This is a genomic window from Enteractinococcus helveticum, assembly GCF_001657475.1.
Classification (GTDB): domain Bacteria; phylum Actinomycetota; class Actinomycetes; order Actinomycetales; family Micrococcaceae; genus Yaniella; species Yaniella helvetica.
On sequence record NZ_LXEY01000114.1, the window covers coordinates 1 to 21,542 of the forward strand.

Sequence of the window (21,542 nt, forward strand, 5' to 3'; positions counted from 1 at the left end):
GGACGAGAGCCAACGGTGCGCAACCCGAGCAGGACGCCGGGCATATAGGATGCGCGGTCGAAGGCATCGTGGCGTAATACGAGTTGTTGTCCCGGGGTGCCCATGAGGACTTCTTGGTGTGCTTCCAACCCGGCCAACCGAACAGCGTGGACGTTGATGCCATCAATCTGTGCCCCGCGTGCATGATCTGGGTCGTGCTGGGTGGCATCCGGGGATGGGCCGACGCCGGCGCGCTGGCGTGCTGCAGCGATCATCTCGGCGGTGCGTACGGCGGTGCCCGATGGTGCATCGACTTTATGAGGGTGGTGCATTTCAATGATTTCCACCGAGTCGAAATACGGTGCAGCTTGGGCCGCAAACCGGGTGGCCAGCACGGATCCGATGGAGAAGTTTGGTGCGATGAGCACGCCGATTTCGGGGACCTCGGCAAGTTGTTCTTGAAGGACTGCGCGTTTGTCTTCGGTCCACCCGGAGGTGCCGATCACGGTGTGTAGGCCGTGGCTGACGGCGTAGTGGACAACCTGTGGTGAGACGTCGGGGACGGTTAGATCCAGTACGTGGCTGGCCTGGGCGTCGGTGATATCGGTGAGCTGGCTTTTGGACGACAGCGTGGCAACCAGTTCCATGTCGGTGGCAGCGTTGACGGCGTCGATCGCGTGCTTGCCCATTTTTCCGGTGGCTCCGACGATGGCAACGCGGATGGGTTCCTGTGGTGTAGCGCTTTGTGATGACATGGGTTCTACTTTAGTCTGCGGGGTCGCGTGGAATGAAAATGCCGAGTCGAACATGACGTTCGACCCGGCATTCCTATGCTTTGTTAGCGCAGGTTAGTTGTCTTCGCCTTCTTCGATGACGGGGACAAGCGACAGCTTGCCACGGTCGTCAACTTTGGCGATTTCAACCTGGATCTTCGAACTGACTGAGACAACGTCGTCGACTTCGTCAACGCGCTTGCCGTCATTGAGTTTGCGCAGTTCGGAGATGTGCAGCAGACCGTCTTTTCCAGGGGTCAGGGAGATGAATGCACCAAAGCTGGTGGTCTTGACCACGGTGCCGAGGTAGCGTTCGCCGACTTCTGGAACCTGTGGGTTGGCGATGGCATTGATGGTGTCGCGTGCTTCTTCAGCTGCGGAACCTTCGGTTGCGCCGATCAGTACGGTACCGTCGTCTTCGATGCTGATGTCAGCGCCGGTGTCTTCCTGGATCTGGTTGATCATCTTGCCCTTAGGCCCAATGACTTCACCGATCTTATCGACTGGAATCTTGACCGACAGGATGCGTGGTGCGGTTGGGCTCATCTCGTCGGCTTCATCGATGACCGATTCCATGACCGACAGAATGTGCAGACGGGCTTCACGGGCCTGAGTCAAAGCTGCAGCCAGGACGTCGGCTGGGATGCCGTCGAGTTTGGTGTCCAACTGGATGGCGGTGATGAATTCCTTGGTACCGGCGACTTTGAAGTCCATGTCACCCATGGCGTCTTCAGCACCCAGGATGTCTGTGAGTGCGGCGTAGCGGGTTTCGCCGTCCACGGTGTCTGAGACCAGACCCATGGCGATACCGGCTACCGAGGCGCGCAGTGGCACACCGGCATTGTACAGCGACAGCGTCGAGGCACAGACCGAACCCATGGAGGTGGAGCCGTTGGAGCCCAGCGCTTCGGAGACCTGACGGATGGCGTACGGGAATTCTTCGCGCGATGGCAACACGGGCACCAGTGCGCGTTCTGCCAGTGCACCGTGACCGATTTCGCGGCGTTTTGGTGAGCCGACACGACCGGTCTCCCCTACCGAGTATGGCGGGAAGTTGTAGTGATGCATGTAGCGCTTGGAGGTTTCTGGGTGCAGCGAGTCCAGCGGCTGTTCCATCTTGAGCATATTCAGCGTGGTGACACCCATGATTTGGGTTTCGCCACGTTCGAAGATGGAGGAACCGTGAACGCGAGGCAGTACTTCGACCTCTGCGGTCAGTTGACGGATATCGGTCAGACCGCGACCGTCGATGCGGATCTGGTCGGTCAGGATGCGCTGACGCACAATGTGCTTGGTAACAGCACCATAGGCTTTGACGATTTCATCGGCGCGTTCTTCAAACGGTTTGCCTTCGCCGGCTAGTGCTTCGATGACTTCCTGGTGGTACGCATCGGAAGTCGATTCGCGTTCTTGTTTGTCACCGATCGAGAAGATCTCGGTCAAACGTTCGCTGGCGTAGTCCTGTACGGCGTCGAAAGCATCTTGTTGGTAGGCAACAAACAGCGGAACTTCCACAGGCTCTTTAGCAACTCGTGCAGCGAGGTCAGCCTGTGTTTCGCACAGAACCTTGATGAATGGTTTGGCGGCTTCCAGGCCGTCGGCAACGATTTGTTCGGTTGGAGCAGTGACGCCCTTATCGTGAACCAGGCCCCAGACGTCGTCGGTGGCTTCGGCTTCTACCATCATCACAGCGATATCGTCGTCGGCAATGCGACCGGCGATGACCATGTTGAAGACCGCGTTTTCTAGCTGTGAGTGCTTCGGGAATGCCACCCACTGGGTGTCTCCGTTGTCATCAGCAATCAGGGCAATGCGTACGGCACCGATGGGTCCGGTGAAGTCCAGACCGGTCAGTGTGGTGGACATCGAGGCGGCGTTCATGGCTACCACGTCGTAGAGCTCATCTGGCGCAATCGAAGTTACGGTCACAACAACCTGGACTTCGTTGCGGATGCCATCAGCAAAGGCCGGGCGCAGTGGGCGGTCAATCAGACGGCAGGCCAGCACGGCCTCGGTGGATGGGCGGCCTTCACGACGGAAGAACGAGCCTGGGATCTTACCGGCTGCGTACTGACGTTCTTCGACGTCAACGGTCAGCGGGAAGAAGTCAAAACCTTCGCGTGGGCTCTTGCCCACAGTGGTGGTTGACAGCATGGAGGACTCTTCGTCGAGCATGACGAAGGCAGAGCCGGTGGCTTGTTTGGCCAACCGACCGGTTTCGAAGCGCACGATACGAGTACCGTAGGCGCCGTTGTCGATAACGGCTTCTGCAAATTGAATTTCTGGACCTTCCACAGGTCTCCTTTCGGACAATTTGCATCAGTTCCACAAGGTCGGTCTTCGATCGAAGCCTCCGCAACTTTTGCTCCGGAGACCACTGTCGAGGACCGTGTAACGCACGCGGACCTGATGCACTATTTTATTGTGTGCCGTCACCGGCACGGTTTCTAGTCTAGTTAAACTTCAAGGCGGCGTCCGGTTTTTCCCCGGAGCGCCGCCCCAAAAGACGTCTCACCTTATTTGCGCAGACCCAAACGCTCGATCAGTGCACGGTAACGTTCAATGTTTTCGGATTCGAGGTACTGCAACATACGACGACGACGACCAACCAAAGCCATCAGGCCACGGCGGGTGTGGTGGTCGTGTGGGTGACCTTTGAGGTGCTCAGTCAGGTTCGAGATACGCTTGGAGAGCACAGCAACCTGTACTTCTGGCGAACCGGTGTCGCCTTCGTGGGTTGCGTATTCGGCGATAACCTGCTGTTTCACTTCACGGGAAATTGACATTAAAACTCCTTGAGAGTTGTACCGCGATCAAAGAAAACCGATGGTTCGGTGGGTGCCGCCACCGCGGACCGCAGCGAGCACCAAGGATCTATGCTACCACCTCGTGGCTCAGACACCCAACCGAGCAGATTGAATGCGCCAGGCGGCTGTCACATACGGGATTCGCACAACGGCGTCAGGCTCGTAGCCCAGGTGATCTAGCAGGTACCACCGCAGATTGTGGTGCATGCGCTGGCGTTGTTTGTCGTTGGTACGCAAATAGAATGCGCGGGTCATCATCAGCTGGTGAACTTGTTCAACATTCAGGTGCTGTTCCCAGTGCCACCACTTCCCCACTGGCGGTTCGAACGCCTCGGTGACTTTTGGCGGCAGATCGATGGCATGCACGTCACCGGAGTGCATGATTTTGCATAGTCGCAGCACCCAGTCATTGGTGGTGTCGATCTGATGGTGCACCACGCCGAAGACTCCGTCGGGCGCCAGGAGCTCAGTAACTTTCTGGCAGCCGGCTTCGGTGTCCACCCAATGCCAGGCCTGCGCACTCACTACCAGTTGGGCTCGACCTTCCCACGGTGTTGTATCGAGGTCTTCGACACGTGACACCACGGTCGCGGCCTGTGGGTGATTGTCTTGCAGCACCTGAAGCATATTTGCCGCCGGGTCGACCGCCACAACGTCCCACCCGGTGTTGATTAGTTGGGTGGTAAATAGTCCAGTGCCAGCCCCCAAATCCACGGCCAGCCCCGCTGGGGTCTGTGCTATGAAACAGAGGATCTCTGCCCGGTAACCGGGACGCATGCGATGGTACCGGTCGGCCGATTCGGTGTCGAAAGCTAAGCGGTATCGTTGGCGTGTTTCGTCACTGAGGATGACCGCGCCAGCGGGTCTGGTGAGCATTTAGCGAGCACTCCGGGGTTCAGGTGCATCGATTTCTGGGGCATTGCCGCTTAGGATCGCCCGTGATTTGTTCACGTCAGCTTCCATCTGGTCGATCAGGGCGTCGATACCTTCAAAGGTGAGCATTCCGCGCAGGCGAGCGACGAATTCTACGGTGCAGTGTTGCCCGTATAGATTGAAGTCTTGGAGCTCTTCGTGCTCGGGTCGATCAAAAATATGAGCTTCAACGGTGCGAACCACATCATTAAAGGTCGGGTTGCTGCCCACCGAGATAGCGGCAGGTAGTCGCTGACCGGTGCCATTAGTAAACCACCCTGCGTAGACGCCATCGGCTGGGATCATGCCCTGGGAGTCGTTGGCGAAGTTGGCGGTCGGGTAGCCCAGTTCACGGCCTCGGGCGTGACCGTGTACTATTTCGCCTTCTACACTGTGGTAGCGACCCAGAATGCGGCTGGCTTCTGCGACTCGTCCTTTCGTGAGTGTTTCTCGCACCCAGGTGGACGACCACCGTTCGGTTTCCCCAATATCGTCGACTTCAACGACCGTAAAGTCATAGATTTTGCCCAACTTACGCAGGGTATTGATGTCACCGCTATTGCCTGCCCCGAAGCGAGTGTCTGCTCCCACGACGACCATGCGCGCATTGAGTGCATCAACGACAATATTCTTGACGAATTCTTCGGCAGTTTGGGCCGCGAATTTTAACGTGTAGTGGATGACCAGGGTCGCATCCAGCTCGCAGGTTTCCAGCAACCGAATTTTCTGGGGTAGCGACACGATCGGTACGAGGGGTTCTTCGGGCAGGTGCACGAGTCTGGGGTGCGGGTCGAAGGTGACGGCCACTGACTTCAGGTCGTGTTGTTTTGCGGTATCGACGACGAGTTTCAGGACTGCTTGGTGTCCGCGATGGACGCCGTCAAAGTTTCCTAGTGTGACCACCGAGGGTGCCGGTGGTTTGCCGATTGCGGCGGTACCTGCCCAGTATTGCACGTGGAGTCTTCCTTTGTGTCGCGGTCGGTTGCTCTAGGATGTGATGTTAGTCCACCGGAGTTGGACGATGCTTATATAACCAGTACAAGCCCACAATTGGCAGGATCAGTGGGATGAATCCATAACCGATCCCAAAGGTCGACCAGACGGTGGATTCTGGGAACACACTCGGAGCCAACAAGGACCAAGCACCGATAACGACGACGCCGATCAGTTCGAACCAGACGGCCACGATGCCGACTTTCCAAGCGGTGCGTCCGGGGATGGCCAGGGCGAAGGTCGCGATGATGTAAACGATCGCCGATAACGCCGATAGGCTGAAGGCCACCGGGGCGTCGTCAAATTTTGTCAGGATTTGGAATCCTGATCGCCAAGCGGCAGCCAGTGCCAGGATGGCGTAAAACATGACGATGATGCGTCCGACGCCTTTGGTTCGTCCGTGGGTTTTGTCTGACTGAGTGGTGGGGCTGATGGTTTCAGCCATGCCAGATCACCTGCAATCTGTGAATCATGACCAAAATGGTCGGGCCGATAGCGGCCATGACCAAGTTAGACCAACGAGTTTTATCAGTTATCCCCCAAAAGAATGCGATTGGGGGCAAGATCAGTGCGGTGAAAATGTAGCCCCAAAATTCCCATGCCGGGCCATTGAGCGGTACCGGGGAGATCAGAGCGTAAATGGCGTACACGAATAAATACAATTCCACTGCGACCAGCGACAGAATAGATGAATCTGCCGGGTGGTTGCGGAAGATAGTTGCGACGATGCAGATGATCGCAGACATCATGCCGATGGCCGCTCCGGTATAAAACCAGCCGTCGAGGATCATGAAGGGGCTCCGGTGAGGTGTTCCAGTGTGGCGAAAACGATTTCGGGTTTCGCTTCGATCGTATCGTTGCGTTCCGCGTCGGTGATCAATGCGATGGCTTGACCGTTTTGCAGCGTTGCGGCAAGGAGGTCATTGCGTTCAGAGGCGGCGATACGGCGCCCATGAATAAGGTCTTGTGCCTCGCTCCGGCTGACAATCCGGGTTGGGAACAGCCGGGTCATGGCCGTGGAGAGGTCGGTGTAGACGAAGTTATCGGCGAGTTCGTCAATGCTCACGGCATCTTCGATGCGGTACGGTCCGACGGCGGTACGGCGCAGCGCGGTGAGATATCCGCCGGTGCTCAGTGCTTCGCCAAGGTCGCGAGCTAGTGCTCGGATGTAGGTGCCTGCGCTGCATTCGACTTCGACATCAATATCGATGGTCTTGCCATCGTCGGCGCGTCTGATGTCTTCGACGTCGAAGCGGTGCACGGTGACTTCACGTGCTGGGATGTCGACGGTTTCGCCGTCACGGACGCGCTGATAGGCACGTTTGCCATCGATCTTGATCGCGGAGACAGCCGATGGGACCTGTTGAATGGTCCCGATCAGGCCTGTGATGGCTGAGGTGATGTCGTTGGTGGTGACGGCGTTGGCGTAACGCGTTTGGATAATCTCACCATCGGCGTCGTCGGTTGTGGTGTTATGTCCCAACCGGATGGTTGCTCGATAGATTTTCGTCGTATCTACGATGTAGGTGAGCAATCGGGTGGCTTTGTTGAACCCGATGACCAACATTCCGGTGGCCATCGGGTCCAGCGTGCCTGCGTGACCCACTTTTCGGGTACCGGCAATTTTGCGGGTGCGGGCCACCACGTCGTGGGAGGTCCAGCCCGCAGGTTTGTCTACCAGTATCAGCCCCGAGGCAGGTTGCGCCATGTGTTATTCCTTATATGGATCTTCGTCGCCAGCATATTTGGCGTTTTCGCGTTGTGCGGCCAGTTCAGCATCACGTGCTTTCGCTGCACGAAGCGCATCTTCCAGTTGTGCGGCTTGTTCCGGGACGGTGTCACGGATCAGTTCCAGGGTCGGCACAAGCCGGATGTTCAGACCTCGGCCCATTTCGCGGCGTAGCAATCCGCGGTTTTCTTCCATGGCCGTATGTGCGGCCGCTACGGTTTCGTCGTCCCCGTAGACGGTGTAGTACACGGTGGCTTGCTGGAGGTCATTGGTGACGCGGACTTCGGTAATGGTGACATTATCGACCCGGTCATCCTTGATCGTCTTTTGCAAGGCTTCGGCCAGGATAACTTTGATCCGTTGTGCCAGGCGTGCAGCACGGTTGTGATCTGCCATTGAACAGCTCCTCAAACGGGTTGCACTGTGGCGCCCCGGTGTGGGGCGCCACAGTGGTGCAAGCTAAACGCGTGGTTTTTCTTGCATTTCGTAGTTTTCGATGATGTCGCCTTCGCGAATGTCGTTGAACTTCCCAAGTCCAATACCGCATTCGAATCCTTCGCGGACCTCGGTGACATCGTCGGTGAAGCGACGCAGCGAACCGACTGTGAGGTCTTCGCTGACCACTTTGCCATCGCGCACCAAACGGGCTGTGGCGTTTCGACGGATGAGACCGGATTCGACCATCGAACCGGCAATGGTACCGGCCTTGGAGGAACGGAAGATTTCGCGGACTTCGGCACGGCCGATCACGACTTCTTCGTATTCCGGTTTCAGCATGCCTCGCAGGGCCTGTTCTACGTCGTCGATGACATCGTAGATGACCGTGTAGAAGCGCATGTCGACGCCTTCTTCATCCGCCATTTCCGCAACACGTTCTGCGGGGCGTACGTTGAAGCCGATGATGATCGCGTTGTCGACGGTGGCCAGGTTGACGTCGTTCTGGGTGATCGCACCGACACCGCGGTGGATGACACGCAGTTGAACTTCGTCTTTGCCGCCCACATCGATCTGCATGAGCGTATCTTCGAGTGCTTCCACGGGGCCGGATGCGTCACCTTTGATGATGAGGTTGAGCGTATCCAGTTTGCCTTCGGCAACTGCCTGGTCGAACTCTTCCAGCGTGATGCGCTTGCGTCGACGCGCCAGGGTGGCGTTACGCTTGGCGGTCTCACGACGTTCAGCAATCTGACGTGCAGTACGTTCATCTTCGGTAACCAGGAAGACATCGCCTGCCCGTGGCACGGATGACAGGCCAAGGACCTGTACCGGACGGGATGGTAGGGCTTTGTCGACTGGGTCGCCGTATTCGTCGAACATCGCACGGACGCGACCGTGAGCATCGCCCACAACCATGTTGTCGCCAACGCGCAGGGTACCGGTCTGGACCAACACGGTGGCAACGGGGCCACGGCCTCGGTCGAGGTTGGCTTCAATTGCCACACCGCGGGCGCCACGTTCTGGGTTAGCGGTCAGTTCCAGCGCTGCATCAGCGGTCAGCAAGATCGATTCCAGCAGACCGTCAATGTTGAGCTTCTGCAGGGCCGAGATTTCCACGAACATGGTGTCGCCACCGTATTCTTCTGGAACAACGCCGTATTCGGAGAGTTCACCGCGGATACGATCCGGGTTCGCGCCTTCCTTATCAACCTTGTTGATCGCAACCACGATGGGCACTTCGGCCGCTTTAGCGTGGTTGAGTGCTTCAACGGTCTGGGGCATGACTCCGTCGTCAGCGGCTACAACGAGCACGGCGATGTCGGTGACTTTTGCACCACGGGCACGCATAGCGGTAAACGCTTCGTGGCCCGGGGTGTCAATGAAGGTCAGCGTGCGCTGTTTGCCCTCGTGGGGCACTTCTACCTGGTATGCACCAATGTGCTGGGTAATGCCGCCGGCTTCCGACTCGCGAACTCGTGCAGAACGGATGGCGTCCAGCGTGCGAGTTTTACCATGGTCGACGTGACCCATGACCGTGACGACTGCTGGGCGTGCTTCCTGGTCTTCTGCGGCTTCTTCCTCATCGAGATCGATGTCGAAGGCGTCGAGAATTTCACGGTCTTCTTCTTCTGGGGAAACAATCTCGACTTTGTAGCCGATTTCATCGCCCAGGACCGCAAAGGTGTCTTCGTCCAGAGACTGGTTGGCAGTTGCCATTTCACCCAGGTGGAACAGCACAGTTACCAGTGCTGCCGGATCTGCCTTGATACGCTCGGCTAGATCGGCGATCGAAGAGCCACGACGTAGGCGGATGACGGTATCGCCGTCACCCTTTGGTACCTTGACGCCACCGATAACCGGTGCCTGTTGCTGTTGCTCTTCACGACGTGCACGCTTCTTCGAACGACGGCGACCAGTTTGTGGACCGCGACCGAATGCACCCTGTGCGGAACCCCGACCGGGGCCACGGCGTGGGCCGCCACCACCTGGTGCGCCTCCGCCACCTCGACGTGGGCCAGCTCCGCGACCGGCATCTGCCGGGGTGGGTGGAGTGATCTGGCCTGGCATCATGGCCGGCGATGGGCGTGGACCGGATGGGCGTGGCTGCTGTGGAGCCGGTTTGCCTGCTGGTTTGACTCCTGGTTTCGGAGCACCCTTGCTTCGTGGACCAGGTTTTGGTCCGCCACGGCCTGGGGCTGGACGTGGTCCTCCCCCGCGCTGTTCTTGACGCATCCCCTGTTGCGGTGCAAATGGGTTATTACCTGGTCGTGGAGCACCACCGCGTGGGCCAGGACGTGGCGCAGCGGTATCTTCCTTGGATTGGAATGGGTTATTACCAGGGCGTGGAGCAGGCGGTTTTGGTCCGGGTTTCGGAGCGGGCTTGCTTGCGCCTGGTTTTGGTGCAGGTTTTGCAGCTGGGGTTGACGTTTCTGGCTTTGCAGCAGGCTTTGGTGCAGGTTTCGGCGCTGCAGCCGGTTTTGGTGCTGGTGCCGGTTTATCAGCGGACTCGGCTTCTGGCGCAGGTTCAGCTTCTGGCGCAGGCTCAGGTTTTGCAACCGGTTCTGGCTGCTCAGGCTTTGGCTCAGCTTTTTCAGTCACTGGTGCAGCTGGTTTCTTGGCCTGCGGTTTTGGAGCAGGCTTCTTAGCAGCTGGTTTTGGTTTTTCTGCCGGTGCGGCCTCAGCAAATTCTGCTTTAAGACGCTTGACTACCGGTGGTTCAATTGTTGAAGACGCTGAAGATACAAACTCGCCCATTTCTTCGAGTTTATTCAGCGCTTCGCGGGATGTAATCCCAAGTTGCTTGGCAACTTCGTGGACGCGCAGTTTCGCCACGATTCTCCTGTTCTGGCTGAATCGTGGTCTGCACTGAGATTAGTACACTACCGCGATTCTGGCCGGTCGAATTATATGCTCTGTTGTCATACACAAGACTTGGCGAGAGTGCTTCGTCGTGCGTTGTGAGCTGACTTTGATATTCATCGTTGGGCACTCATCGTGTGCTCACCGGGTATCCATCAGATCTCTGACCCGCTTTCATCATTGTTCGGTGTGTTGGTATTTCCCATAGGCCACTGTTCGAGTGAATGCGCGAGCGTCTCGGTGTCGACTTGACGGCGAAAAGCTCGGGCAAATGCTCGTTTTTGCAACGCGATGGAGAAACACTTCGGGTCGGGATGCAACCAAGCACCCCGTCCCGGAAGTACACGGCGCTCATCAAGAACCAGAGATCGGGTATCACTGGTGGTGTCGAGCGCGACGCGTACCAAGTTTTTGGTGTTTGCTCGTGTGCGACATCCAATGCATAAGCGCATCGGTTCATGGCTGGCCATGAGCCTCCATATCTGTCACACGATCGTCAACCTTTAATAGTCTAACGCAATTCGGCGCCTTGACGCCAAAGGAGCTAGTCTTCGGTCGTTGACTGGCCTGCAATCTGTTGTTCATAGACTGTTTCACCCATGATGTCGATTCGCCAGCCGGTCAGTTTGGCCGCAAGTCGAGCGTTCTGGCCTTCTTTGCCGATTGCTAGGGACAACTGATAATCCGGTACAACCACCGAGGCCGAACGGGTTGCTTCATCAACACCAAAGACCTTGGTGACCTTCGAGGGCGATAGGGCTGCAGCAATGAACTTCGCTGGATCATCGGAGAAATCAACGATGTCGATTTTTTCATCGTTGAGCTCTGTCATAACCGCACGAACGCGGGCGCCCATCTCTCCAATGCACGCTCCTTTGGCATTGATACCAGGTTCGTTGGCTTTCACCGCGATCTTGGTCCGGTGACCGGCTTCGCGTGCGATAGCAGCAATTTCCACTGTGCCATTGGCAATTTCAGGGACTTCAAATTCAAAGAGTTTGCGGACCAAACCAGGGTGGGAACGCGACAAGGTAATTGATGGGCCCTTATTACCACGTCCGACGGAGACCACGTAGGACCGAAGTCGTGTCCCGTGGGAGTAGTCTTCGCCAGGGACTTGTTCCGCCGGTGGAAGAACGCCTTCAACACTACCCAGATCGACCTGGATCATGTGCGGGTTCGAGCCCTGCTGGATGACCCCAGAAATGATCTGGTCTTGTTTATCACGGAACTCGCCGAGAACTTGGTTATCTTCGGCATCGCGCAGGCGCTGAACAATGACCTGGCGAGCAGTTGAGGCAGCGATGCGATCAAAACCAGACGGCGTATCGTCGAATTCTCCGATGGGTTCATCATCGTCTCCGTATTCGACGGCCCAGATGGTAACTTTCCCAGATTTCTTATCGATCTCTGCACGGGCCTTTGCGATAGCGCCGGGAGATCTATGGTAGGCCAATAATAACGCTTGCTCGATGGTCTCAATGAGCTGATCCAGTGGGATCTCATGTTCGGTTTCAAGCGTGCGAAGCAAAGAAATATCGATATCCACCAGGTTCCTCCAGGGTTTGATTCAATTGTGATTCGATTGTGAGGTGCAATTATGGCTGAAGTTTAGTCAGCGTATCTCAGCTACTTTAGCTGAACTTGTACCACTGCGTTGGTGAGGTGTTCGAAGTCATAGTGCACCGGTGACGCATATTTGGCGGGCATGCCCTTCTTAGCGCCCGGTGTGATGACGATCAGTTCAACACCTTGTGCATCTACGCTGTGGATTTTTGCTTGTGTAGGTTCATCGTCGTCAATGCTGACACTAACGATCCGTCCTAGATTCTTTTCCCAGTGGTGCTTGCGAACCAGAGGGCGATCCGTGCCCGGGGTCGAAACTTCTAAGGTGTAGGATTCAGCACCAAGTTCGGGTATTGAGTCACCTTGGGCGTCGAGTGCACCAGAAACCTCTTGAGTTATGGTCGCGATGGTGTCTAAGCTCACGCCGTTTTCCTCATCGATCCGATCGATCACAACCGACAGGACGCGATCCCCCGGGGAACCACCAATCACAACCTCTTCACACCACAGTCCTTGTCCTTCGACGACGGCAGAGATAATACCCTGGAGTTCGGAACGTTCTATCGGATCCATCTCTGAGACGGCCGGCTTAGAATCATGGAACTTCTTTGCAAAACTTCGACGGTTTACCATAATGCGGGGATGTGCTCCTAGAAGTAGCGGTACACCATTTGTAGCAATCTTGGGAATGCTTTGGTGTAGTTGAGCAGAACTATGACACAATACCAAGTTGTGATGTCCAAAGAAATGACCGGTTCAACCACTCAACCAAAACCAAGGCTTTGGCGTGCTGTCGTTCTGGTGATCGCGCTTGCGGCGCTGATCGGATTAGGCATCTGGGTGGGAGCTGGTTTTCTTAAAACCTCTGACAGCGTCACTCAACAATCCAGTGAGCTGACTCCGGTACAGCACACACAGGAATTGAAGCGTACGATGCGCATTTCTGCAGCATCCGATATAACGCTGCCGAATATTGATTCTATTCCCGACGCAGCCCAAGGTGCAGAGCCATTTGCATGTGGTTCTCGCTTTGCCAATGCCGTCGATGACGCAGTGGTACAGCTCTATGGTGTTGATTATCTGTCGACGATCGGTGGCGCTCGACTCGTCGACACACAAACCTGGCGCACTGTACAGGCCCAGGCCCAAGACAGCGCCCAAGCATTGCAGCGGTTGTTTCCAGACAACTGCATTCCACAAGTCCCTGTGACCTTTGAAGTTGACGACGAATTACGCTTCGCTGATGCCATTGGGACTCGACATATGTTGAAAATGTCCGATGAACTCATCGAAGAATGGTCACAGATGTATCTGCTGGCAGAAACACCTCAGCAGCGAGATATTGCGCTAGCCGGACTGTGGCAGATGATTCAGTGGGAGTCCAGCTGGCATCCCGGTGGATCGCCTTTTGCGTTCGAGTTCTGATTTTGATGCGCTCTATCGAAGTGCTGACCGGTTCTACATGCAGCGCAGGCAGCCACCTGGACTGGTAACTGCCTGCGCTGGTGGTCGGGGCTGACTTTAGTGAACTTGATGCTGGTACTTCCGCACCAGACTGACCACATGTTCAAACGCGTCGTCGACGGGGATATCTTCGCGAGTATCTGCCAGACGATCTTTGAGCTCGAGCGTGCCTTTGGCCAGTCCCCTACCAACGATCAGGTGGAGTGGGACACCGATCAGCTCAGCATCAGCGAATTTCTCTCCGGCGTGAGCCTTGCGACGATCGTCGTAAAGTACTTCGATGCCGACAGCTTCCAGCTGGTTGGCGAAGTCTTCGGCGGTGGTGAAGATGTCGTCATCTTTACCGGTGGCAACGATATGCACATGAGCCGGGGCCACATTGATCGGCCAGATCAGGCCCTTGTCATCGTGGTGGGCTTCAGCCAGGGCAGCCACAGCCCGGGAGACGCCGATGCCGTAGGAACCCATGGTCACCACGACCTGTTTACCGTTTTCGTCGAGGACTTTCAGATCAAGCGCTTCAGCATATTTGCGTCCCAGCTGGAAGATGTGCCCCATCTCCATGCCGCGTCGGGCGGCCAACGGGCCGGAGCCATCTGGTGCAGGGTCGCCGTCACGGACCACGGTGGCTTCTAGTACGCCGTCCCAGGTGAAATCGCGTTCGGCCACAAGGCCAAAGACATGTTTTTGGTCTTCGTTGGCACCGGTGACCCAGGCGGAACCTGCCACAATGCGAGGATCGACAAAGAATGGGATACCCGTCTCAGACTCTGTTCCCAGCATCTGGAGAGCTTTGCCATCCTGCATCAAGGTCGGGCCGATGTAGCCTGGCACCAATTTGGTGTGCTTGGCAATATCTTCGTCCGTGGCCGGTTCGATGGAGGGTTCGCCGGTGACGTCGAGCGCCTCAGCAATGGATGCTTCTAGGCGTTTCACATCGACGTCGCGATCGCCTGGCACAGCAACAACAAAAACCTGGCGTTGATCACCATCGAGCACGGCGGTCAAAACAACACATTTCAATGTGTCTGCAGCTTCCCACACGCCGTTGGCTTTTGGTGCAAGTTGGTTGGCAACTTCGACGAGTGCCGCAATGGTTGTCGACACGGGAGTGTCTTTGACTTCTGGAGCCGGGGCATCGGTGTAGTCAATGGCATCAGGTACAACAGTCGAGACCGCTTCGACGTTGGCTCGGTAGCCACCGGGTGATTCGACGAAGGTGTCTTCGCCGGCGTTGGATGGGTGAAGGAACTCTTCGGAGCGTGACCCACCCATGGCGCCTGCCATGGCTTCCACTGCGACGACGTCGAGTCCGAGGCGTTGGAAAATCTTGATATAGGCCGCGCGGTGTTTATCGTAGGCCTCATTGAGTCCTTCGTCATCGACCGTGAACGAGTAGGAGTCCTTCATCGTGAACTCGCGGACCCGCAACAGCCCGGCCCGTGGTCGAGCTTCGTCGCGGTATTTCGTCTGGATCTGGTAGAGGTAGACCGGTAGGTCTTTGTAGGACGAGTAGTGGTCCTTGACGAGCAGGGTAAACATTTCCTCGTGGGTGGGTGCCAGGAGGAAATCGGCGCCTGACCTGTCGTGTAGACGGAAAATCCCATCGCCGTAGTCTTCCCAGCGACCGGAAGCCTCGTAAGGTTCTTTGGGCAGTAGTGCAGGGAAGTGCACTTCCTGACCGCCGATGGCGTTCATTTCTTCACGAACGATATTTTCGACCTTATTTTTGACCCGCAGTCCCAGGGGGAGCCACGTGTAGCCACCCGGTGCCGCGCGACGGATATATCCGGCGCGAACGAGCAGTTTATGGCTGGCAACTTCGGCATCAGCTGGATCGTCGCGCAGCGTGCGAAGGAATAAGGTGGACATGCGCAAGGGCACTTCAAGGGCTCCATTCGTCAAGGAAACATGGGGTTGTCTGGCAAGTATTCTACCGCAGCATTTCGTCAAGCTGATCGATCTGGGTCAGGCTCAGTGCCAGATCGGCCGGAGGTGTTGAAACGGCCGTGAGCACCCAGTATTCGTTGCGTGCCACGACCACAGATGCAGCAGGTTCGTTGGAGGATTCGATTTGGATCTCGAAGGCTTCGTCAGTGTGATGCGTCAGCGGAGCAATCTCGTAGTTGGCAGCCTCGCACTGTTCAAGCACCGCTTTGAGGTTCTCGGTAAATGCGGCGGCATCCTCGACCGTGGTAAAGCCGAATGCAGCCAATCCTCGCATGGCGTCGGGGTTGTCTTCTTGTGCATTGGCCAGACCGAATGCTGCGACTTCCGGTACTGCATCGGCCACTATCGGACAGTTGTGTTCCTCTGCAGACAATGTGATGGCATCCTGTAACCCGTTGATGGCCTCATCACTGATGGGTATTTCGCCGGGTTCTGGATCTTCCATGACACGAGCAATCATGCTGGCGACTTGTTCTGGAGATGCCAGATTCTCGGCGGGATCGGCCGTGACAGTTTCCGTCACGGTGGCAGTCGTTTCAGGTTCCACAGGTGCGGGCTGGTCGGTGCAAGCAGTTAAACCAAGCAGGGCCACGGCCAAAAGACTCAAGGTGCGTTTCATTGCTGGGCATGCACCGCTTCTACCACCTCGGCGAGTGTCTGGACGGCTTCATCAGCATTCTGACCGGGTTCAACCGTCATCCAAAAGACCTGGTTATCGAACCGTGCAACCACCGTGGCGTTGGTGACCGAAATATTTTGGTCTTCGGCTTCGGGTTCGGGTACCTCATCGGGAGAAATCACGTAGTCGGGTAATGCCCCGGCGTCAGGTATCGGTGCATCAGAGGTTTCAAAGGCTCCAGAAAGTTCACCACGAGAGGTCAACAACATGTCCTGATCGGCTTGGGCCAAGACCTCAGGTACCGATAGGTCTTCAGCATTGGCTAAACCACTAGCGCCGTAGTGCAGTGTCAACACATTCGTTTCATCGATGGTCAGATCCACGGAGTCGCACTCGCTCCACGGATTGGTTCTTGCCGTGAAGTAGTCGCTGGCGTCGTCGGCATTTTCAAATCCGACGGCGACAATGGTTTCAGCGGTGTGGGTGTTTTCACCGGTTCTGGACTGGAAGCCAACCGCAACATCGTTGGTCGTATAGAACTCTGGGTCGACAGTGCCGGCACATTCGGCAGGTTCCGGCGCATATTGACTGATTTCTGCGGCGGCATTATTCAATGATTCCAAGGCCGGGACCCCAACGGAAATGATGGCTTCTTCATCCATCACGGATTTGATGGCCTGATGAAAAATCGTTTGGGTTGGAATTTCGACGACGGGAGGCGGGGTGACGTCGACTGAGGTTTCTTCACGGGGCTGGGAGCAACCGGTGATTATCAGTGCACCGGCGGCTATCAGTGCCAGACGTTTGCGCATGGCTGCTCGCCTCCTGGACGGTTGGTTAAAACAATACGGTAGCGAAGCGATCAACGGTATCGAATCCCACGCGTTGATAGGTTCTGATGGCTGCGGTGTTGTAATCATTGACGTAGAGACACACCACGGGGGCTAATTCTAGAGCGCGATTGACCACTGCAGCCATGGCCGGTGCTGCGCGACCTTGACCGCGGGCTGATGGAGCGATCCATACACCTTGAATTTGAATGGCGTCGTCGGTGACGATGCCGAAGTCAGCTTTGAACGTCACTTCGTGCTCGCCGGGTTCGATCATGGTGTAGCCCTTGGAAATCAGTTGGCGGACGCGCAGGCGGTAGCCGTTGGACCCATCGGCAAGCGGTGAATAGCCGAGCTCTTCGGTGAACATGGCTACAGAGGCTGGTAGCACAGCATCGTAGTCGGTTTCCCGTGCGTGCCGTACGTTGGGGTTGGCGGGAATTTTTGCCTGATTCGTGATGGTCATGAAGGGCTGGTTCTTGCGCAGATCGCGGGCTGTTTGACGACCGTAGCGCAGCACCTCCCAGATCCCTTCAACAGCGGACTGTGGGCCGAAGATGGAACCAAAATGCTCATCGAGGGCCACTAGGGCCTGACCGAAGTAGGTCCCGTAGTCCGAGCTGGAGGTTACTGGGACAATATTCGCCCCAGCCCAGCAGGCAGCCACGAGCCGGTCTTGGTGGGTGGGGTCACAGATCCCCAAAAAGATCCCGCGGGCGAATCCACCGATCGGACCGGCGCGGCGTCCGGTGTCCAGGATGGATTGCACATAGGCGTTTGTGACCGGGTTTTGAGCGATCAAGTCGCGGAGGGCCGTGGTGTCCGAGTTGGCAAGAATGCGTACGGTGTCACCGGTTGCATGGACGACAGCCTCTTCGGCGTCAAGCAACCAACGAAGTGTCCGGGTCAAATGCCGCACGGTCACCCTTTCGGTTAAAACAGTGTTACGGGTTTGATGATATCTGCGACGATCAGCAAGATGCCCATAGTTAATAATAGGCCGAAGACGACAACGGTTAGCGGGAACATCTTCGCGATGTCGAATGGGCCGGGATCGGGTTTGCCCCGAAGCTTGGCCCAACCACGGCGGATCGATTCCCACAGGGCCCCGGCGACATGACCGCCGTCCAAGGGCAGCAACGGAATGAGATTGAAAACCATCAGCGCGACGTTCAGTCCGGCAAGCAGCGACAACAACATGGCTGCACGATCGGTGACGGGAATGTCCTGTTGTGCAGCGGCTTCACCGGCGATGCGGCCCACTCCCACGACAGAAACGGGCCCGGTGGGGTCACGTTCCCCGTCGGTGACGAGGACTTTAGCGGTGTCCCAGAGTTTGACGGGCAGGACGGTGATCACCGAAAACGTGCCCGCAATCTGATCAGCGACCAACGAGAACGCTGCGGTGGGTGGTTGTTGCTGATTTTCGACCAGTGATGACATACCGATGAAGCCCACGGGTTGGGTTTCGACGTTGCCTGCTGCATCGGTCACGGGGCGATCGAATCGATCTAGCACGGGGCGTTGGGTCAAGACCGGGGTGATGGTTTGTTCAATGACCTGACCGTCACGTAGATAGGTGATGGCCGTTTCGGTGTTGGCGCGTTGGCGGATGGCACCGGAGAGTTCGTCCCAGTCTTCCACCGGCTGGTTGTTGAAGTGGGTGATCTCATCGCCGGGTCGAAGCCCTGCTTGCCATGCTGGTGCGGCGTTGTCGTTTGGTCCGCATTCGGCGTCGAAAGCTTCGGCGTCGGTGGTTTCGGTCATGCATTCAAAAACATCGTGCACTTTGGTCGTGGGGGTCGCGACCCCCACCGAGGTGACCAGAATCGCTGTAATTATCACGGCAATGATCAGGTTCATGAACGGTCCACCGAGCATGATGATCATGCGTTTCCACACCGGCAGTGAGATAAAGGTTCGACCGGTATCTTCTACGGTAAGTTCGGCTGCGGCATCCTCACGAGCCTGGCGGGCCATGGTTTGGAAGTACTGGTTTCGCGCCTTGGAGGGTGTTTCGCCGGGCTGATTGGGCGGTAACATACCGATCATCGATACGTAACCACCCAGTGGGATGGCCTTGATGCCGTACTCGGTCTCCCCTTTGGTCGTCGACCACAGGGTTTTGCCGAAGCCGATCATGTACTGGGTTACCCGGACATTGAAGAGTTTTGCTGGGACCAGGTGGCCGATTTCGTGCAGCGCAATTGATACTGCAATACCGACAACCATGATCAGGATGCCGGCGATAGCAAGAAGTAGGGTCATAAAAGTCCTAGTCGAGCACGACAAGTAGTTCGACGACGGCTAGTAGAAACGCGTCGACTTGTGCTTCGTCGTAGGCTTGGTGACCTTTTTGGGCACTGAAGGTTGCATTACGCACATCGGTCAACCGGATGTGTTCTTCGTCTTGTAGGTGGCTGGTGATTCGGGCCATGCAGTCGTCAACTTCAGCCATGTCGTAGCCTTGGATATTTGGTTCGGCTCGGCGGAATTTTTCACCGTGTGGACGTTGGAGTCGCCCCATGAGCTCTTCTAAAAGTTCGATGAGCCTCAGGTCCCAGGCTTGCTGCCCGTGGTTGACAATGAATTCGTCACGTTCGGCTCGTCGCAGGGCGTCTTCTAAGCGTTCCAGCACTTGATCGACTTGATCGGGTCGGTAACCACCGCGAACAAGGTCGAAGGTTTTGGTTTGAACAATATCTGCGGTGATTCCAGAGTCGGATTCGTATGCTTGGCGCGCGTCACTGATAAATTCGTCGACTTGTTTGGTGTGATAACCAAATTTGCGTTTCGGCATGGCTTCGAAGGGTGAGGTGTTTTGAGTCTTAGCAGACACGTAATTTCCTTTGACAATTTCCTTTGACTGACGCTAGCCCAGGATCAGTGGCAGTGCGACCACGAACAGGGTGTATCCAACGGGGATGGCAAAAGCTACGGAATCAAGGCGGTCCATGACCCCTCCGTGGCCGGGCAGTGTGGTACCCATATCTTTGACACCAAAGTCTCGTTTTACCATGGATGCCGCAAAGTCACCTGCGGTTGCGGCCAACATGATGACCGTACCGATAATGATGCCAACCCACCAGTCATATTCCAATAAGAAATGAGTCAGCAGCACTGAAATGACAATGGCCCCGGCCAGTGAACCAAAAAATCCTTCCCAAGACTTCTTGGGCGAAACTTTGGGTGCCATGCGGTGCTTGCCCAGAGTTGCACCGATGAGATAACCAAAGGTATCGCTGGCGACTGTTGCCAACACGGTGGTTAACAACATCACGCTGCCGTCGGTTTCTTGCAGCAGGGTGATGCCGAAGGATAGGAAAAATGGCAGCCATAGGATGGCCAGTAGCGTTGTGGCCATTGAGGCGGCAGGTCTATCAGGTTCTCCGACGGCGGTCCAGAAGACTGTCAGCAGCATGCTGCCGAACAGTGCAAAGACCATCGCATCGACTCCCCCAAACCAGGCGGCTACCGGGATGCCCAGTCCAGCGACCCACCCCGGCGTCAAGGCCAGGTGGATATTTCGGGTCTTTGCTACTTGTGCCAGCTCCCAGATGCCAAGGGGCACCAGGACCGCAATAAAAATCGCCAAAACAATCGGGACCCAGACAATCCCTACGGCGGCAATACCTAGGAGGACGAGTCCAACCCCGATGGCTGCGGGCAAATCCCGTCCAGCACGCGATTCTTTCGGTGCTGCTGTGTGGGCTGGCAGAGGTGCCGGGGGTGGGATTTCTTCTGTCTCGACTTGTTTGACCGTTAGGACGGTTGATTCTTCAGGGTCAACATCTGTGGATGGGTCAGACCCAAAATCCAAATCATCGGAGCCGAAATCATCACCCATCACTTCGATGGCTTCGGCTTCATCAAGTGCAGCTTCCTGCCGGGCTGCTTTCTTGGCAAGAAATGATGCCTGGGCAGCCTCTAGCGCCCGGCGTTCCCGCCGGGTCTGCGGCACGATCATACCGGTGTCAGGATCACGAACTGGGTCGGGAAACCCCTCCAGCTGTGTAATGAGCGGTGGCTGCTTTTCGGATTTTGGGTCTGGTGTGGACATGCAAGCGAAGGCTGAAAAAGCCTATACCTCCAGCAGTTCTTCTTCTTTGTTCTTCGCCATTTCGTCAATTTGATCGACGTAGCTACGAGTCAGCTCATCGAGGTCTTTTTCAGCTCGACGGCCGTCGTCTTCACCGATGTCACCGTCATCTACCATTTTGTCGATGGCCTCTTTAGCCGAGCGACGGGTGTTGCGGATCGAGACGCGGTGATCCTCAGCCTTGGACTTGATCAGTTTCACATACTCTTGGCGGCGTTCCTGGGTCAGTTCCGGCATGACGATACGAATGACCTTGCCATCGTTGGATGGGTTCGCACCAACTTCCGACGAGGAGAGTGCAATTTCAATTTCACGCAGTGCGCTGACATCAAAAGGTGAGATCAGGATAGTGCGCGCATCTTGAACAGCAAAAGAAGCGAGCTGCTGGAGCGGAGTTGGGCTACCGTAATAATCGACCAGAACTCTTGCATAGAGTCCTGGGTTTGCGCGTCCGGTGCGGACGGCAGCGAAGTCTTCTCTGGTCGCTTCAAGTGTGCGTTCCATCGCCATCTTGGCGTCTGATA

At 56.5% G+C, this 21,542-nt stretch carries 22 protein-coding genes; 1 reads left to right on the top strand and 21 read right to left on the bottom strand.

The features are described from left to right. From dapB to A6F49_RS15985, 13 genes are all read right to left on the bottom strand, one after another. On the bottom strand, positions 1 to 734 hold a 734-nt coding region (gene dapB, locus A6F49_RS15925), incomplete at its 3' end, for a 4-hydroxy-tetrahydrodipicolinate reductase (protein WP_043055666.1). A 93-nt stretch (positions 735 to 827) separates the two neighbouring features. Continuing rightward, positions 828 to 3,047, bottom strand: coding sequence for a polyribonucleotide nucleotidyltransferase (locus A6F49_RS15930; RefSeq protein WP_043055653.1), 2,220 nt, complete (start codon positions 3,045 to 3,047; stop codon positions 828 to 830). 221 nt (positions 3,048 to 3,268) lie between these two features. Next, positions 3,269 to 3,538: a 30S ribosomal protein S15 gene (rpsO, locus tag A6F49_RS15935; RefSeq protein ID WP_043055652.1), complete on the bottom strand. Its 270-nt coding sequence runs from the start codon at positions 3,536 to 3,538 to the stop codon at positions 3,269 to 3,271. Between the two features lie 108 nt (positions 3,539 to 3,646). Beyond that, the gene (locus A6F49_RS15940) at positions 3,647 to 4,435 is read right to left on the bottom strand and encodes a class I SAM-dependent methyltransferase (protein WP_052499973.1); all 789 of its coding nucleotides are present in this window, start codon (positions 4,433 to 4,435) and stop codon (positions 3,647 to 3,649) included. Beyond that, positions 4,436 to 5,425 carry a bifunctional riboflavin kinase/FAD synthetase gene (locus A6F49_RS15945; RefSeq protein WP_043055651.1) on the bottom strand — a complete coding sequence of 330 codons (990 nt, stop codon included), beginning with the start codon at positions 5,423 to 5,425 and terminating at the stop codon, positions 4,436 to 4,438. Between the two features lie 46 nt (positions 5,426 to 5,471). Further along, positions 5,472 to 5,909, bottom strand: coding sequence for a hypothetical protein (locus A6F49_RS15950; RefSeq protein ID WP_043055650.1), 438 nt, complete (start codon positions 5,907 to 5,909; stop codon positions 5,472 to 5,474). Next, positions 5,902 to 6,255 carry a hypothetical protein gene (locus tag A6F49_RS15955; RefSeq protein ID WP_043055649.1) on the bottom strand — a complete coding sequence of 118 codons (354 nt, stop codon included), beginning with the start codon at positions 6,253 to 6,255 and terminating at the stop codon, positions 5,902 to 5,904. Before A6F49_RS15955 ends, A6F49_RS15950 begins: the two co-directional genes overlap by 8 nt. Beyond that, complete coding sequence (gene truB / locus A6F49_RS15960; protein WP_043055648.1) at positions 6,252 to 7,172, bottom strand: tRNA pseudouridine(55) synthase TruB; 921 nt, start codon at positions 7,170 to 7,172, stop codon at positions 6,252 to 6,254. The genes A6F49_RS15955 and truB overlap by 4 nt, the downstream gene beginning before the upstream one ends. Positions 7,173 to 7,175: 3 nt before the next feature. Beyond that, positions 7,176 to 7,589, bottom strand: a complete 414-nt coding sequence (gene rbfA / locus A6F49_RS15965) for a 30S ribosome-binding factor RbfA (RefSeq protein WP_043055647.1) — start codon at positions 7,587 to 7,589, stop codon at positions 7,176 to 7,178. Between the two features lie 63 nt (positions 7,590 to 7,652). Next, the gene (infB, locus tag A6F49_RS15970) at positions 7,653 to 10,463 is read right to left on the bottom strand and encodes a translation initiation factor IF-2 (RefSeq protein WP_043055646.1); all 2,811 of its coding nucleotides are present in this window, start codon (positions 10,461 to 10,463) and stop codon (positions 7,653 to 7,655) included. A gap of 182 nt (positions 10,464 to 10,645) precedes the next feature. Beyond that, positions 10,646 to 10,960, bottom strand: coding sequence for a YlxR family protein (locus A6F49_RS15975; protein WP_043055645.1), 315 nt, complete (start codon positions 10,958 to 10,960; stop codon positions 10,646 to 10,648). A 74-nt stretch (positions 10,961 to 11,034) separates the two neighbouring features. Further along, complete coding sequence (nusA, locus tag A6F49_RS15980; protein WP_043055644.1) at positions 11,035 to 12,039, bottom strand: transcription termination factor NusA; 1,005 nt, start codon at positions 12,037 to 12,039, stop codon at positions 11,035 to 11,037. 80 nt (positions 12,040 to 12,119) lie between these two features. Beyond that, a complete protein-coding gene (locus A6F49_RS15985) occupies positions 12,120 to 12,689 on the bottom strand; it encodes an LSm family protein (RefSeq protein WP_082911866.1) in 570 nt (189 codons plus the stop codon). 81 nt (positions 12,690 to 12,770) lie between these two features. Here A6F49_RS15985 and A6F49_RS15990 point away from each other — a divergent pair, with 81 nt between their 5' ends. Then, positions 12,771 to 13,481 carry a hypothetical protein gene (locus A6F49_RS15990; RefSeq protein ID WP_043055643.1) on the top strand — a complete coding sequence of 237 codons (711 nt, stop codon included), beginning with the start codon at positions 12,771 to 12,773 and terminating at the stop codon, positions 13,479 to 13,481. A 96-nt stretch (positions 13,482 to 13,577) separates the two neighbouring features. Here A6F49_RS15990 and A6F49_RS15995 read toward each other — a convergent pair whose 3' ends face one another. From A6F49_RS15995 to frr, 8 genes are all read right to left on the bottom strand, one after another. Further along, positions 13,578 to 15,404 carry a proline--tRNA ligase gene (locus A6F49_RS15995; RefSeq protein WP_043055642.1) on the bottom strand — a complete coding sequence of 609 codons (1,827 nt, stop codon included), beginning with the start codon at positions 15,402 to 15,404 and terminating at the stop codon, positions 13,578 to 13,580. 49 nt (positions 15,405 to 15,453) lie between these two features. Then, on the bottom strand, positions 15,454 to 15,993 hold the full coding sequence (locus A6F49_RS16000; protein WP_150119563.1) for a hypothetical protein: 540 nt from the start codon (positions 15,991 to 15,993) through the stop codon (positions 15,454 to 15,456). A gap of 92 nt (positions 15,994 to 16,085) precedes the next feature. Next, positions 16,086 to 16,901 (bottom strand): hypothetical protein, encoded by an 816-nt coding sequence (locus A6F49_RS16005; RefSeq protein WP_043055640.1) that lies wholly within the window; start codon positions 16,899 to 16,901, stop codon positions 16,086 to 16,088. Between the two features lie 25 nt (positions 16,902 to 16,926). Continuing rightward, positions 16,927 to 17,829, bottom strand: coding sequence for a GNAT family N-acetyltransferase (locus A6F49_RS16010; RefSeq protein WP_161485838.1), 903 nt, complete (start codon positions 17,827 to 17,829; stop codon positions 16,927 to 16,929). A 23-nt stretch (positions 17,830 to 17,852) separates the two neighbouring features. After that, on the bottom strand, positions 17,853 to 19,187 hold the full coding sequence (locus A6F49_RS16015) for a M50 family metallopeptidase (RefSeq protein WP_043055638.1): 1,335 nt from the start codon (positions 19,185 to 19,187) through the stop codon (positions 17,853 to 17,855). 7 nt (positions 19,188 to 19,194) lie between these two features. Then, a complete protein-coding gene (locus A6F49_RS16020; RefSeq protein ID WP_052499971.1) occupies positions 19,195 to 19,758 on the bottom strand; it encodes a DivIVA domain-containing protein in 564 nt (187 codons plus the stop codon). A gap of 33 nt (positions 19,759 to 19,791) precedes the next feature. Then, positions 19,792 to 20,979, bottom strand: a complete 1,188-nt coding sequence (locus tag A6F49_RS16025) for a phosphatidate cytidylyltransferase (protein ID WP_052499970.1) — start codon at positions 20,977 to 20,979, stop codon at positions 19,792 to 19,794. 21 nt (positions 20,980 to 21,000) lie between these two features. Continuing rightward, positions 21,001 to 21,528, bottom strand: coding sequence for a ribosome recycling factor (gene frr / locus A6F49_RS16030; protein WP_043055661.1), 528 nt, complete (start codon positions 21,526 to 21,528; stop codon positions 21,001 to 21,003). Positions 21,529 to 21,542 lie beyond the last annotated feature (14 nt).

Excerpts from the sequence above, each read along its gene's own strand:
- rpsO (WP_043055652.1), bottom strand. The coding sequence starts at position 3,538 with ATGTCAATTTCCCGTGAAGTGAAACAGCAGGTTATCGCCGAATACGCA.
- A6F49_RS15940 (WP_052499973.1), bottom strand. The coding sequence starts at position 4,435 with ATGCTCACCAGACCCGCTGGCGCGGTCATCCTCAGTGACGAAACACGC.
- A6F49_RS15950 (WP_043055650.1), bottom strand. The coding sequence starts at position 5,909 with ATGGCTGAAACCATCAGCCCCACCACTCAGTCAGACAAAACCCACGGA.
- A6F49_RS15955 (WP_043055649.1), bottom strand. The coding sequence starts at position 6,255 with ATGATCCTCGACGGCTGGTTTTATACCGGAGCGGCCATCGGCATGATG.
- truB (WP_043055648.1), bottom strand. The coding sequence starts at position 7,172 with ATGGCGCAACCTGCCTCGGGGCTGATACTGGTAGACAAACCTGCGGGC.
- rbfA (WP_043055647.1), bottom strand. The coding sequence starts at position 7,589 with ATGGCAGATCACAACCGTGCTGCACGCCTGGCACAACGGATCAAAGTT.
- A6F49_RS15975 (WP_043055645.1), bottom strand. The coding sequence starts at position 10,960 with ATGGCCAGCCATGAACCGATGCGCTTATGCATTGGATGTCGCACACGA.
- A6F49_RS15985 (WP_082911866.1), bottom strand. The coding sequence starts at position 12,689 with ATGGTAAACCGTCGAAGTTTTGCAAAGAAGTTCCATGATTCTAAGCCG.
- A6F49_RS15990 (WP_043055643.1), top strand. The coding sequence starts at position 12,771 with ATGACACAATACCAAGTTGTGATGTCCAAAGAAATGACCGGTTCAACC.
- A6F49_RS16005 (WP_043055640.1), bottom strand. The coding sequence starts at position 16,901 with ATGCGCAAACGTCTGGCACTGATAGCCGCCGGTGCACTGATAATCACC.
- A6F49_RS16015 (WP_043055638.1), bottom strand. The coding sequence starts at position 19,187 with ATGACCCTACTTCTTGCTATCGCCGGCATCCTGATCATGGTTGTCGGT.
- A6F49_RS16025 (WP_052499970.1), bottom strand. The coding sequence starts at position 20,979 with ATGTCCACACCAGACCCAAAATCCGAAAAGCAGCCACCGCTCATTACA.
- frr (WP_043055661.1), bottom strand. The coding sequence starts at position 21,528 with ATGGCGATGGAACGCACACTTGAAGCGACCAGAGAAGACTTCGCTGCC.